We start from the raw sequence: 14,043 nt of genomic DNA on the forward strand, positions 1-14,043 counted from the left end.
AATTTGCTACCCCATGGAATTCGAGCAACGTATTCCCCGCCAGATCTCCGCCGATTTATTTGCCGAAGCCCAGCATTATTTTCCCGGCGGTGTCAATTCCCCCGTGCGCGCCTTTCGCAGCGTGAGCGGCCCGCCGCTCTTCATCGCCGAGGGGCACGGTAGCCATATGACGGATGTGGACGGCAACCGCTTTCTGGATTTTTGCTGTTCCTGGGGGCCCCTCATTCACGGTCACGACAACGCTTACATCCGCGATAAAGTCATCGACACCGTGCGCCGGGGCACCAGCTTCGGCACCCCCAACCGGCTCGGCAACCAGCTTGGCCACCTGATCCTGAGCAACCACCGCTACGTTGAGCGGCTACGCTTCGTCAGCTCGGGCACCGAGGCGGTGATGTCGGCCCTGCGCCTGGCCCGGGGCGTCACCGGGCGTAGCAAGATCATCAAGTTCGACGGCTGCTACCACGGTCACGTCGATAGCCTACTGGTGAAGGCCGGGTCGGGACTGGCCACCCTCGGTACCAGCTCCTCGGCCGGGGTGCCGGAGAACGTGGCCCGCGATACGCTCGTACTTCCCCTGGGCGACCGGGCACTCCTGGAGCAAACGCTGACGGAGTTTGCCGGCGAGATCGCCTGCATCATCGTCGAGCCCATCCCGGCCAATAACGGACTGCTCATCCAGGACCGCTCCTGGCTCGAATGCCTACGCATCAAGGCCTGGAAGCACGACGTGCTGCTGATCTTCGACGAGGTGATATCGGGCTTCCGGGTCGGCTTCGAGGGGGCGGCCGGACTCTACGACGTGCGGCCCGACATCATCACCTTCGGCAAGGTCATCGGGGGCGGCTTCCCGGTGGGGGCCTACGGAGCGAGCAAGGAGATCATGGACTACATCGCCCCGGTGGGGCCGGTCTACCAGGCCGGTACACTATCGGCAAACCCAGTGGCCATGGCGGCCGGCCTGGCCGCCCTGGAACTTTGCCTCGAGCCCGGCTTTTACGAGCAGCAGGCCGACCGCACCGATCGCATGGCCACCCAGCTGGAAGCCTACGCTCGCGAGAAGGGCTACCCACTGCACGTGCCCCACGTCGGGTCCATCTTCTGGCTGGCCTTCGGCACGGAGCGTATTGAACGGGCCGACCAGATCGACCCCGCTAACATGCGCTACTTCAAAATTATGCACCACGAGCTGTTACAGACCGGCGTGTACCTAGGCCCTAGTGGCTACGAGGTCGGTTTCGTGAGTAGTGCGCACACCGAGGTGGACCTCCAGGAGGGAGTAGCGAAAATTTGCGCGGCTATGGATGTAGCCTTTGCCGAGGAAGTTGTAACTTCCGTGATCTAAGTACCCTACTATACTATGACTATACAACACTTCCTGTTCGCTGCCGCCCTGCTACTGGTAATCGGCTGCTCCACACCCACCGCGGCTACTCAGACTGAAACTACAGCACCCACCACTTCTACTGCACCCGCGGCCGCGCCCACTACCTCGTCCACTTCCTACGCCGGAGCCTGGGAGGTGACCGTACAGAATACCCCCGGTGGCACCGTGACCGGCACCATGACCCTCACAGACACCGCCGATGGGCTGGCCGGTACATTTACCGCGGGAGACCAGGAAACCGAACTGCGTACGGTGACGGCTACCGACGACGGACTGCGCATCAGCTTCTACTCCAGCGAGTACCAGACCGACGTGGACATGCGGCTCAACGGAGCACCCGACGCCGATACCCTCGAGGGTAGTACGATGGGGCAGTTCGCCACCACGGCAACGCGTAAATAGGTAGTTTTGCGGTCCCCCCCAGAAGACCGCAAATGCCTGACGATCACCGCCCGGAGACCCGCGCCATCCGCGGACAGCTCAACCGCACCCAGTACCGCGAGCACTCCAGCCCGCTGTTCCTGACCAGTAGCTTCACCTTTGAGTCCGCCGGAGCGATGGCGGACACCTTTGCCGGACACGGCGAGGGCATCATTTACAGCCGCTACAACAATCCTAGTGTCGACGAACTGGTCGCCAAGGTTTGCGCTATGGAGGGTATGGAAGCCGGCTTCGCCACTGCCTCGGGCATGAGCGCGGTCTTCGCCAGTCTGGCGGCGCTGGTGGAGCAGGGCGATCATATCGTGGCTACCCGGGCCGTATTTGGTAGTACCCACCAGATCCTGACGCAGATACTGCCGCGCTGGGGCATAAGTCACACGTACGTAGAGACCGACGATCCGGCGGGCTGGGCGGCTGCGGTGCGCCCCGAGACCAAGCTGTTCGTTACGGAGACTCCCTCCAACCCCGGGCTACAGCTCGTGGATTTGGAACTAGCCGGTCAGTTCTGTAGGGAGCACGGACTGCTATTCGTGGTCGATAACTGCTTTGCTACGCCCTACCTGCAGCGGCCGGGCGACTACGGGGCCGATTTGGTGACCCACTCGGCCACTAAGTGGATGGACGGACAGGGTAGGGTGCTCGGCGGTCTCTTGGTAGGTAGTCAGGAGGTCATGGAACGAGTCATCTTCTTTTGCCGCCACACGGGGCCGGCCATGTCCCCCTTCAATGCGTGGGTGATCTCCAAAAGCCTGGAGACACTGCACGTACGGATGGAGGCCCACTGCCGCTCCGCGCTGGATTTGGCCCTATGGTTGCAGCAGCAGGAGGCGGTAGCGGCCGTACACTATCCCTTTTTGCCCTCCCACCCCCAGTATGCCCTGGCCCAGCGGCAGATGAAGGCCGGCGGTGGCATCGTTACTTTCGAACTAAGGGGCGGGGCCGCGGGTGCAACGCGGGTGTTGGATAGCGCCCTGCTCTGCACGCGGAGCAGTAACCTCGGGGATACCCGCACCATTCTTACTCACCCGGCCACGACCACGCACAGCAAACTCTCCATAACCGAGCGTGCGGCGGTGGGAATTACGGACGGCCTGCTGCGTATGAGCGTGGGATTGGAGTCCGTAGAGGATATCAAGGTCGATTTACTACGGGGACTAGTATAATTCAGGGACGTCAACGGCCGAAAATAATAGTGTGCGACAGCAACAATGTACATTCTGATAGGTTATTGAGCTGAAAGAATAGTAATACTATTACGTTCGTAAGTATCTCCTGTGCATCGATTACTGGATAAGATTTCCATCACCGTCAGCGACACTGTTTACTTAAAGGATCCCGAGACCAGTGATCTGGGGCGCCGGATTGTTGCCGGGGCCATTGTGCTGCTCGATGAGATTGGGCTGGAGCAGTTCACCTTTCGGAAGCTGGCCCAGCAGATCGGCTCCACTGAGGCCAGTATCTACCGCTACTTCGAAAATAAGCACAAGCTGCTGTTGTACCTGGTCATGTGGTACTGGGGCTGGATGGAGTACCGGTTGGTATTTCAGTTGGCCAATGTGGATTCGGCCGACGACCGCCTGCGCCGGGCCATCCGGTTACTGACCGAAGAGGTGGTGGAAGACAGTAGTTTTTCGCACATCAACGAGGCCAAGCTCAGCCGCATCGTAGTGGCCGAAAGCCTCAAGGCCTACCTGACCCGCGACGTAGACACGGATAACCAGAGCGGTGCCTTCGCCTACTACAAGCAACTGGTGGAGCGGGTGGCCGAAATCGTCCGTGAGCTCAATCCCGACTTCGCCTACCCCCACATGCTAGTGACTACCATTGTGGAGGGCGGGCACGTACAGCGGCACTTTGCCGAGCACCTACCCCGCCTGACTAATGTAGGTGAGGGGGAAGACAGCGTGGTAAGCTTCTTCACCGATCTGGCGTTCAAAACCCTGCGTTAAGCTATGGCCCTCATTGATACTACCCTGACGCCGGTGCAGCGCTTCTGGCGCCTGCTCAAGCCCGACCGGCAGGAGATTCGTAACGTCTACGTTTATGCCGTCTTCGCCGGACTGGTCAATCTATCCCTGCCCCTTGGCATCCAGGCCATCATCAACCTGATCCAGGGCGGGCGGGTGAGTACGGCCTGGCTGCTACTCGTAGCCATCGTGGTATTTGGTATCGCGGTGGTGGGTATCCTACAGATCCAGCAACTACGCATTACGGAGAACATCCAGCAGAAGATCTTCACCCGGGCGGCCTTCGAGTTTGCCTACCGCATCCCGCGTATCCGCACCGACGTGATCTACAACTACTACGGGCCGGAGTTGATGAACCGGTTCTTCGACGTGCTCACGGTGCAGAAAGGGCTATCCAAGATCCTGATCGACTTTTCGGTCGCTACCCTGCAGGTGATCTTCGGACTGCTGCTACTGTCACTTTACCACCCCTTCTTCATTGCCTTCGGAGTGATCCTGGTAGTACTGGTAGTGTTGATTTTCCTCTTCACCGCCCGCCGCGGACTTGAGACCAGCATCAAGGAGTCGAAGTATAAGTACGCCGCCGTACACTGGCTGGAGGAGTTGGCCCGTACGGCGAGCACCTTTAAGTTGGCCGGCAAGACCGATATGGCGATGCAGCGCATGGATCGTCACGTGAACAGTTACCTGGGCTCGCGGGAGAGTCACTTCAAGATCCTGATTCGACAGTACTCCCTGCTGGTCGTATTCAAGGTCGTGGTGGCCCTGGGGCTACTTGCCATCGGCGGCCTGCTCGTAATGGAGCAGCGCATGAACATCGGGCAGTTCGTAGCCGCCGAGATCATCATCCTTTTCGTCATGGCCTCGGTGGAAAAACTGGTACTGACGCTGGAGACGATCTACGACGTGCTCACCGGACTGGAGAAGATCGGACAGGTCACCGACTTGCAACTCGACAATAAGTCCGAGGGTAGCCCCGTGGAGCTGGCCAACACGACGGAGGGCATCTCCGTGCAACTCACCGGCGTGGAGTTTAGCTACCCCGGGCGGTTGGAACATACCCTGGAGAACGTCAACCTAGAGGTACGCGCCGGCGAACGCATCATGGTCACCGGCACCAACGGGGCGGGCAAGAGCACCTTGCTCTACGTGATGTCGGGCCTATTCGATATTCAGAAGGGTTCGCTGGCGTACAACAACCTACCGAAGGGCAACCTGGGCCTGGAGGAGCTCTACTCCGTCATCGGCGCCTGCCTGAAGCAGGGCGAGCTCTTCGAGGGTACCGTGCTGGAAAACATCAGTATGGGCCGCGAGCGGGCTACCTTCGATAACGTACAGTGGGCCGTCGACGCACTGGGCCTCACGCCGGTGATCCGTAATCTCAGCGATGGCTACGAGACGCGACTGGATCCCACCGGGGATAAATTACCCCGTAGCATCGTGCAGCGACTCCTAATCGCCCGCGCCATTGCCGACCGCCCCCGTCTACTGCTGCTGGAGAATGTCTTCGAGTCGCTGGACGACGACCAGCGCTACATCATCGACTTTCTGCTCGACCCCGTACATCCCTGGACACTCGTAGCGGTTTCTAATAGCGAGTACTTCGCCGAGCGGTGCGACCGGGTCATCTACATGGACCAGGGCACCGTCGTACCTAATCCGCCAATCAGCCTAGCCAATGCTTAATATTTCCCTGAACTCCGTCAATCGTCACGTCGACCACGAGGGGCTCAGTGCCCTCAAGCACGTGGAAGAGCGCCACTCCGGCCGGGTCCTGCTCCGGCTGCTGGCCTTTTTTTCCGTGCTATTCCTCATCGTGCTCTTTCTGCCCTGGACGCAGCACATCCGCGCGGCGGGTGACGTGACCACGCTGCAGCCCAATCAGCGGCCGCAGTCCATCCAGACCGTCATCGGCGGTCAGATTGAGCGTTGGTACGTGCGCGAGGGCGCCTATGTGCAGGCCGGCGATACGCTGCTGCACCTGACCGAGACCAAAGACGAATACTTTGATACCAGCCTACTGGACCGTACCCGCCAGCAGGTGATGGCCAAGGAGATGTCGGTACGCTCCTACGAGGCGAAGGTCAACGCCCTAAACCAGCAGATGGCCGCCCTACGCGAGTCCGGCCGCCTCAAGACCGAGCAGGCCCGCAATAAGGTGCGGCAGGCGCAACTCAAGGTCGCTAGCGATAGCATCAATCTGGAGGCGACCCGGCTCAATACCAAGGTCGTCCGCGACCAATACGAGCGTATGGAGCAGCTCTACGCCCAGGGCCTCAAGTCACTGACCGAGCTGGAAAACCGCCGCGTCAAGCTCCAGGAAGCCGAGGCTAAACTCATCGAGGCCGAGAACAAGCTGCTCACTTCCCAAAATGAGGTGATCAACGCCCAGGTCGAGCTCGGTGCTATTCAGGCTAAACTGCGCGACGATCTGGCTAAGGCCAGTTCCGATCAGTACTCGGCTCTTTCCGGCCAGTTCGACGCCGAGGCCGGGGTAGCTAAGCTCGAAAACCAGTTTAGTAACTACCAGCGGCGCACCGATCTATACTTTCTTACGGCCCCCCAGGCCGGCTACGTGACCCAGATCCTCTCGGCCGGTATCGGCGAAGCCCTCAAGGACGGCCAGGAGGTGATGACCATCGTGCCCTCCGAGTACGAGCTGGCCGTAGAGATTTTCGTCAAGCCCATCGACCTACCCCTGATGGAACTGGGGCTGGAGGTGAACATCCAGTTCGACGGTTGGCCGGCCATCGTTTTTTCCGGCTGGCCCAACACCAGCTACGGTACCTACCGGGGTAGGGTGGTGGCCGTAGACCGTACCATTAGCACCAACGGCAGCTACCGCGTCATGGTGGCCCCCGACCCCGCTGCCGAACCCTGGCCCGAACCCCTACGGGTAGGTGCCGGGGCCACCAGCCTCATCCTACTCAAGGACGTCCCCATCTGGTACGAGATCTGGCGTAAGATCAATGGCTTCCCCGCCGATCTCTACTCGCCCGTTGCTGAGAACAAAGACGAAAAGTCCCCGCCTAAGATCAAGCTCCCTAAATAACCGCCATGCGCTTGCTCTTTCTGTTGCTTTTCCCCTTCCTGCTACCCGCCCAGGAGCTGCCCCCAGTGCTCACGGAGGGTGACTTTTTGGAGCTAGTAGCTACCCATCACCCACTAGCCGTACGGGCGGCCCTACAGCGCGATCGGGCGGCAGCGGTGCTGCGGCAGGCCCGTGGGGGCTTCGACCCCAAGGTGTACGGCGATCTCGACCAGAAGTACTTTAAGGGCACCAACTACTACAGCCACGTCGAGGGCGGGGTTAAAATCCCCACCTGGTTCGGCGTGGAGCTCAACGCAGCCTACGAGCGCAACGACGGCACCTACCTCAACCCGGAATTGCGGGTGCCGGAAGAGGGCCTTTACGCCGCCGGCGTCACCCTCAGTCTCGGTCAGGGGCTGTTCTTCGACGAGCGGCGCGCCGAGCTCCAGCGGGCCCAAATCTACCAGCGCGCCACCGTAGCCGAACGCCAGGTACTGCTCAACGAACTACTCTACGAGGCCGGCGGGGCGTACTGGGAATGGGCGGGTGCGCAGGCTGCGACGCAGGTGTACCGGGACGCCGTCGCACTGGCCCGGACCCGCTATGAGGCCGTCGTGGCCGGTGCCCGCCTGGGGGACCGCCCCGCCATCGATACCCTGGAGGCCCGTATCCAGGTGCAGAGCCGACAGCTTAGTCTTGAGGGAGCCCTACTCGATCTGGCTAACACCACGGCTCGCCTCAACGCTTTCCTGTGGCTCGACGGCGTACTACCGGTAGAACTGACGGAGTCGACGCTCCCCCCGCCCCCGGAAACGGTAGTAGTGGCCCCCCTGCTGGCTCCTTTACCCAACCTGACCAACCCGGAACTACTGCGCACCCAGTTCAAAATCGACCAGCTGGAGGTCGATCAGCGCCTCCAGCGAGAGCTGTTGAAGCCACGGCTGGATGTGAAGTACAATGCGCTGCTCTCCGGGGGGACTAACGACCCCATCGAAGACTATTCAAGCAATAATTATAAATGGGGGGTAAAATTCAGTCAACCTTTACTGCTGCGTAAGGAACGCGGCAAACTGCAGCTCACGCAGATCAAGCTCAGCGAGACACAACTGGAGCTTTCCGACAAAGCGGCCCTGCTCCGAGCTAAGGTAGCTCAGGCGGAAAATGAGGCCAACGTAACCGTATCCCAGTTCGACTTAGCTTCCAAAAATGTAGTTGACTACGCGCAGCTACTGGCCGGCGAACAAGCGCTCTTCCGCGCCGGAGAAAGCTCCCTCTTTCTAGTCAACAGCCGTGAGGTGAAGTACATCGACGAGCAGGTCAAACGGATCGAACTACTGGTCAAGCACCGGAAGGCCCGCTTGGCACGCGCTTTTGCCACGGGCGAGTTGGCACAGACCCAGCTGCCTGGGCCGGGCCTAGGTGAAGCCCCGTCCACTGAGTAAGGTCAAGGTAGAGCAGGGCTTTACGCTCGAAGGGGTCCGCGTCGACTGACTGCCGTAAACTCCGGTCTAGCTCATGGTAAATCTCTCCTTGCTCCGCTGTGGCGCTACGGATCAGCTTACGCAGCGCGGTTGCGGCCAGACGGTGCACCCCAGCCGTCTCGCTACTACGCCGCATCTGCCGGGTGAAGTTGGTAAGGTGATAATCCACTAGGGCCCGATTATCAAGCTCGTAGTGGCACAGCAGATGGAGCAGGCGGGTGTTCAGTAGCAGGTCCTCGCGCAGGATGCCCGACTTCATGTTGATGATCTCGTTTAGATAGTCAATGGCCTCGGTATAATTGCGCCGTACGAAGCAGACGGCAGCGAATTTGTACAGGAATTGCCCCCAGCGGTGGTCGGTGGGTTGAAATAAGCTAGCGGCATAGTCGGCTCGTAACCGCTCCGCGTAGGTTGCTGCTCCAGACCAGTCCTGGGCGTGAAAGTAGCCGTTGAGCGTCATCAGGCTCCGGTAAATGGCCCCGATGCGCTGACTGTTTTCGTTGAGTAAAATTTGGTCGTTGCACAGAAAGGTATCGATCACGCGGTGGTACTTGCGCATCCGGTGCCCGTCACCCGTTAGGTAAGCGAAGACCGAGACGTAATACAGGCAGCGCAGGTACAGATCGGGGTCCTTGACCGTCATGTGGGTGCTCAGGCGGAAGAGCGTCAGGGCGTTCATGGCCGACTCCAGGGCATCGTCGAAGTTCAACTGGATGTAGTGGTACCACATGGAGGCCTGGAAGCGATTAATCTTCTGGTGAAAGGTATCGCTGGCAATCTCGCGGTCGGCCCGCCGGGTCTGGATGGAGCGCCAAAATGTCTCGTTCTCCCGCCGGTCAGTGGCGCTGCGGCTGTGCCCGCACTCGATGTAGCGGCCGTGAATCTGGATGTTCAGATTAAATAGCTCACTGGTGTTCAGGACGCTATAGCTGCGGGCGGCCGACTCATTGAGCAGCAGGTCCATTTTGTTGTCGATCTGCCGGGATAGGGTGATGTGGCGCGACTCGATCAGCTTCTGGAACTCCAGAATCTCCAGGTGCAGTAGGTCACGGCTGTGCTCTACGGCCTTGCCCTTGGCGCGTTCGAGGCTGCGCAGGGCATCCAGGTAAAGCCCCTTGCCGTAGAGGATGTGGCTGAAGTCGATTTGCTCGCGCAGCTCGATATCGACTTCTTTATTGATAAAGATCAGGCGCAGGCTGGTAAGTACCTGCTGGTAGAGGTGGCGCTTGAGGTTGGAGTACTTACCGGGGGTGAGGTGAAGGCGTTTGGTAATGAGGCGATCATTGGATTCATCGAGCCGGTCCACCAGATCGAAGAGCTGGATAAATTTACTATCCGTAGTGGCTCCGGCGCGGGTAGCGTAGAGCTTAAAGTTGCGTTTTTCGGCCTTGGTGAGGGATTTCACGAGGCGCCATAACTGGTCTTTTACGGCCGTTGGCATGGGGAAGCGAGGGCGGTTAAATGCTTGTAAATCAGCTGTTAAACAAAGTGTACACGGCCGTAGCCATGACAAATATCGCGATTAGTTCGTTGGGCTACGGGTGGTAGCTCGTGCGATCTTCGCTGTCACCGAGGGGAAATGGACGCAGGACCCCCCACCCGACTTGCCCCGACACCAGATAGACTTCTTTACCCACTGCTTTACGAGCCCCCCTGACCAGGGTGCCCCCGAAAGATAACCCCCCGCATGAAGAAGATTGAAGCTATCATCCGTCTATCACGCTTTGAAAGTATCCGCGATGCCCTGGCCGCGATCGATGTCAACTTTTTTACCCTCACGGAGGTCAAAGGTTTTGGCCTACAGCGTGGCGAACAGCTTACTTACCGCGGCAGCGTCTACGATGCCGACTACATCGCCCGCCTCCAGCTCGACATTATTGCGCCCGTCGAAAAGGTCGACGCCATCGTCGGAGCCATCACCAGCGCCGGCCGCACCGGTAAGGTAGGCGACGGCAAAATTATCGTCTACGAATTGGAGCGCATCGTCCGTATCCGTACGGGTGAGGAAAATGAGAGCGCCATCTAGGCCCGACCACCTACCCTTATCCGCGAGTTGATTTAACCCTTCCCTCCCTCGCAGCCCGTTTTTGCTAGTTGCCTCCCGCGACCGGCCCCCACCCCCTGTATCACTAATTAACTATTAACCCCCCCCTTGCTATGGAAGCAATGTTTACCGTCAATAACCTCTGGGTGCTGATCGCCACGGCCCTGGTGTTCATCATGCACCTGGGTTTTGCCAGCCTCGAGGCCGGCTTCGTGCAGCGCAAGAACGTGGTCAATATCCTGTTTAAGAACTCAATGATCATCTGCATCGGGCTGCTGACCTACTACTTTGTGGGCTATAACCTCATGTATCCGGGTGATGACTACGCCGGCGGCTTCATCGGAGTTTTTGGCGTAATGGACTGGAACGCCGGACTGGTGGCCGATAACGCCTACGCTGCGGCAGCCGAAGGTGGCGCTACTTATACGGGGTACACCGACTTCATCTTCCAGGCTATGTTCGCCGCCACTTGCGCCACCATCGTATCCGGCGCGGTGGCCGAGCGGGTCAAGCTCGTACCGTTCCTCATCTTCGCTACGCTTTTTGTAGCGCTGAGCTATCCGATCACGGGTATGTGGAAGTGGGGCGGTGGCTGGCTCGACAACATGGGCTTCTACGACTTCGCCGGCTCCACGCTGGTGCACGCCGCCGGTGGCTTTGCCGCTCTGGCCGCTATTATTCTCCTGGGGGCTCGGCGCGGCAAGTACCGCCCCGATGGCACCGTTACCGCCATTCCCGGTCACAGCATGCCGTTGGCCGCTATCGGGGTATTCCTCCTGTGGTTCGGCTGGTTTGGGTTTAACGGGGGCTCGGTACTGAGTGCGGATGCCAATTTGGTCAGTCTAGTCTTTGTGACCACTTCCCTGGCAGCCGCTGCGGGCGGAGTAGCTGCCTTCTTCATGGGCTATATTCTGTTCAAATCCTACGACCTATCTATGGTGCTCAATGGCATCCTGGGTGGGTTGGTCGGCATCACCGCAGGAGCCGATGTGATGACCGGGGGCACCGCTATCCTCATCGGTATGATCGCCGGTATTATCATCCCACTGAGTATCGTCTTCTTTGATAAGACCCTGCGCCTGGACGATCCCGTCGGAGCCACCTCCGTACACGGCGTCTGCGGCATCTGGGGCACCCTAGCCGTTGGCATCTTCGGTATCGGCGAGTTTAGCTTCATCACCCAGCTCATTGGTACCCTCGCCGTCGGGGCCTTTTCCTTCCTTACCAGCTTTGTCATTTTCTCTATCCTAAAGGTTACCCTCGGCATCCGCGTCGACGAAGAAGAAGAGATCCGCGGTCTTGACCTCGGCGAACACGACATGCACGCCTACACCCTGTCTAAGGAGGATGGTGTGTTTCAACTGACTTCGGACTAAGGATCTAAAGATTCAGGGACGGGGAAGTGGGAATTAGCCCTGCATCATCCCCCGTCCCTAGTCCCTTCATCTCCTGTTCCCTCACTCCCATCCCCCAATCAACAACTATGAGAACCTTTACACTCCCCCTATTTACCTTTCTCCTCCTACTCACCAAGCTGTCCCTGTTCGCCCAGACCACCGAGGTCATTATTCTCGAAGAGGTCGAGGAAGAAGAGGAGGAAACGCGCTCCTTTCAGCTTTCGGGCTACGTGGATGCGTACTTTCAGAATGTGTTTACCGATCTGGACAACGACTTTCCGGACACGCCGCTTCGTTTTCCCACTAGCTTCACTGGGGTAAATGGAGGCGCCGAAACTAGGGGTTTTGGTGTCGGTAACGTCAATCTGCTTGCTGAGAAAACGCTGGGCCAGGTAGGTTTTGTGGGGCAGATTGGATTCGGTCCGCGAGCTAATGAAGCTAACGGAGCCTTCCCTAATCTTCAGCAGTTGTACGTGACTTATTCCCCCAGCGAGTCGGTAACCTTTACGTTCGGTCAGTTTGGGACCTTCGTGGGTTACGAAGTCATTGACGCCACGGCCAACATGAATTATAGCATGAGCTACCTTTTCAGCTATGGCCCCTTCTTCCATACCGGGCTCAAAGCCGACTTCGCCATTGCGGAAGGATTCGGTGCTATGGTAGGTATCTTCGACAACACCGATAGCCGCTTCAACAACGCCGGCTACTACTACGGCGCTCAACTGAGCGCAGAGGTGGGGGGACTGGCAGCCTACCTCAACTTCCTCACGGGTACCGACCAAAAGGACGTGCTCGGCGATGATAATGCAACCACCTTCCAGGTCGACCTAACGGCCACCTACGAAGTCAGCGAGACGCTCATGTTCGGCATCAACGCCTCCAACAAGCAGACGCAGCGACTTAATGGAAATGGCGAAGTCGGCGACGGGGATGGCTTCACCGGCGTAGCGCTTTACTCTACCATCGGCCTCTCCGATGCCTTTGCCCTGAGCCTCCGTGGTGAAGGCTTCAAGGTAGCTGACGACCCGAATACCGACACCGACGGCCGCAATGTACTGGCCCTCACCGCTACCGGTAACTTTACCATCGGTGACCTGCGCATCATGCCCGAGCTCCGCTTCGACGGCGGCGGTAGCAGCTACGACACCCGCTACAGCGGAAACATTATCAATTTCGGCAGCGAAAACCCAGAAGACAACAGCGTGGCGTCCTTCATCCTGGCCGCCGTCTACGCCTTCTAAGCAGCTTGCACCAGCGGCCCCGCCCGTAACCCAATAACTCCTAACCGCAACAACGCAACAATTCTTCCCTGATTTAACCCAACCACACCATGGCTACTAAAAACAAGCTACAGTACGTCTGGCTCGACGGAAATGAGCCCATGCAAACCATACGCTGCAAAACCCGCATCGAGGCCGACTTCTCCGGTGACCTGGAGGACTGCCCCATGTGGAGCTTCGACGGATCGAGTACCGGACAGGCCGAGGGCGGTAGCTCCGACTGCCTCCTTAAGCCCGTCATGATCGTACCCGACCCCGTGCGCAAAAACGGCTACATCGTACTCACCGAGGTGCTCAACGCCGACGGTACCCCACACCCCACCAATGCCCGCGCTACCATCGACGACGAGGACCAGGACTTCTGGTTCGGCTTCGAGCAGGAGTACTTCCTGATGGACGCAGACACCGAAAAGCCGCTGGGCTTCCCCGCCGACGGAAGTATGCCGCCGCCCCAGGGACAGTACTATTGCTCGGTGGGTGCCCGCAACGCCTTCGGCCGTGAGATCATCGAGGAGCACCTCGACGCCTGCCTCGACGCCGGACTCAATGTAGAGGGCATCAATGCCGAGGTGGCCCCCGGACAGTGGGAGTTCCAAACCTTCGCCAAGGGCGCAAAGGAGGCCGGCGACCAGATCTGGATGGCCCGCTTCCTGCTGGAGCGGATCTCGGAGGCCTACGGCGTCTACGTCGAGTACCACCCCAAGCCGCTGAAGGGCGACTGGAACGGCTCGGGTATGCACGCCAACTTCTCCAACTCCTTCCTACGCGATAGCGGTAATCGGGCGGACTACGAGAAGGTCTGTGAGGCCTTCCGCCCCTACGTCAAGGAGCACATCGCGGTATACGGCCACGACAACCACCTGCGCCTGACGGGTAAGCACGAAACGCAGAGCATCGACCAGTTCAGCTTCGGGGTGTCCGACCGTGGAGCCTCCATCCGCATCCCCATCGCTACGGTGGAGCGCGGCTGGAAGGGCTGGCTGGAGGACCGCCGTCCGAACAGTGCCGCCGACCC

The 14,043-nt window shown here is 59.2% G+C and carries 12 protein-coding genes (1 of these 12 running past the window's edge); 11 read left to right on the top strand and 1 reads right to left on the bottom strand.

Annotated elements, in window-relative coordinates:
• The first annotated feature begins 13 nt into the window (after nucleotides 1-13).
• The 7 genes from hemL to ACOOHD_RS01625 all read left to right on the top strand — a co-directional run bounded on the left by hemL (nucleotide 14) and on the right by ACOOHD_RS01625 (nucleotide 8,268).
• Nucleotides 14-1,345, top strand: a complete 1,332-nt coding sequence (hemL, locus tag ACOOHD_RS01595) for a glutamate-1-semialdehyde 2,1-aminomutase (RefSeq protein ID WP_420459814.1) — start codon at nucleotides 14-16, stop codon at nucleotides 1,343-1,345.
• A 15-nt stretch (nucleotides 1,346-1,360) separates the two neighbouring features.
• Entirely contained in the window at nucleotides 1,361-1,789 is a 429-nt protein-coding gene (locus ACOOHD_RS01600; RefSeq protein WP_420459815.1) for a hypothetical protein, read from the top strand.
• A 32-nt stretch (nucleotides 1,790-1,821) separates the two neighbouring features.
• Nucleotides 1,822-2,991 carry an O-succinylhomoserine sulfhydrylase gene (locus tag ACOOHD_RS01605; protein ID WP_420459816.1) on the top strand — a complete coding sequence of 390 codons (1,170 nt, stop codon included), beginning with the start codon at nucleotides 1,822-1,824 and terminating at the stop codon, nucleotides 2,989-2,991.
• Between the two features lie 111 nt (nucleotides 2,992-3,102).
• Complete coding sequence (locus ACOOHD_RS01610; protein ID WP_420459817.1) at nucleotides 3,103-3,777, top strand: TetR/AcrR family transcriptional regulator; 675 nt, start codon at nucleotides 3,103-3,105, stop codon at nucleotides 3,775-3,777.
• Nucleotides 3,778-3,780: 3 nt separating this feature from the next.
• On the top strand, nucleotides 3,781-5,481 hold the full coding sequence (locus ACOOHD_RS01615; RefSeq protein ID WP_420459818.1) for a peptidase domain-containing ABC transporter: 1,701 nt from the start codon (nucleotides 3,781-3,783) through the stop codon (nucleotides 5,479-5,481).
• Nucleotides 5,474-6,847 carry an HlyD family secretion protein gene (locus tag ACOOHD_RS01620; RefSeq protein ID WP_420459819.1) on the top strand — a complete coding sequence of 458 codons (1,374 nt, stop codon included), beginning with the start codon at nucleotides 5,474-5,476 and terminating at the stop codon, nucleotides 6,845-6,847. Before ACOOHD_RS01615 ends, ACOOHD_RS01620 begins: the two co-directional genes overlap by 8 nt.
• Before the next feature lie 5 nt (nucleotides 6,848-6,852).
• Nucleotides 6,853-8,268, top strand: coding sequence for a TolC family protein (locus ACOOHD_RS01625; RefSeq protein WP_420459820.1), 1,416 nt, complete (start codon nucleotides 6,853-6,855; stop codon nucleotides 8,266-8,268).
• On the opposite strand, the gene ACOOHD_RS01630 is transcribed toward ACOOHD_RS01625, so the two are convergent.
• Nucleotides 8,165-9,712: a hypothetical protein gene (locus tag ACOOHD_RS01630; RefSeq protein WP_420459821.1), complete on the bottom strand. Its 1,548-nt coding sequence runs from the start codon at nucleotides 9,710-9,712 to the stop codon at nucleotides 8,165-8,167. The two genes, ACOOHD_RS01625 and ACOOHD_RS01630, sit on opposite strands and share 104 nt — an antisense overlap.
• A gap of 282 nt (nucleotides 9,713-9,994) precedes the next feature.
• Here ACOOHD_RS01630 and ACOOHD_RS01635 point away from each other — a divergent pair, with 282 nt between their 5' ends.
• The 4 genes from ACOOHD_RS01635 to ACOOHD_RS01650 form a co-directional block, all read left to right on the top strand.
• The gene (locus tag ACOOHD_RS01635) at nucleotides 9,995-10,333 is read left to right on the top strand and encodes a P-II family nitrogen regulator (RefSeq protein ID WP_420459822.1); all 339 of its coding nucleotides are present in this window, start codon (nucleotides 9,995-9,997) and stop codon (nucleotides 10,331-10,333) included.
• Between the two features lie 131 nt (nucleotides 10,334-10,464).
• Nucleotides 10,465-11,727, top strand: coding sequence for an ammonium transporter (locus tag ACOOHD_RS01640; RefSeq protein ID WP_420459823.1), 1,263 nt, complete (start codon nucleotides 10,465-10,467; stop codon nucleotides 11,725-11,727).
• Nucleotides 11,728-11,834: 107 nt separating this feature from the next.
• On the top strand, nucleotides 11,835-12,989 hold the full coding sequence (locus ACOOHD_RS01645; RefSeq protein ID WP_420459824.1) for a porin: 1,155 nt from the start codon (nucleotides 11,835-11,837) through the stop codon (nucleotides 12,987-12,989).
• 89 nt (nucleotides 12,990-13,078) lie between these two features.
• A protein-coding gene (locus ACOOHD_RS01650; protein ID WP_420459825.1) for a glutamine synthetase beta-grasp domain-containing protein crosses the window boundary here: on the top strand, nucleotides 13,079-14,043 show its 5' portion. 52 nt of this gene lie beyond the right edge of the window; 965 of the gene's 1,017 nt are visible here — the first part of the coding sequence; the start codon lies at nucleotides 13,079-13,081; the stop codon falls past the right edge of the window.

It is taken from the genome of Neolewinella sp. (genome assembly GCF_965214665.1).
Lineage (GTDB): Bacteria > Bacteroidota > Bacteroidia > Chitinophagales > Saprospiraceae > Neolewinella.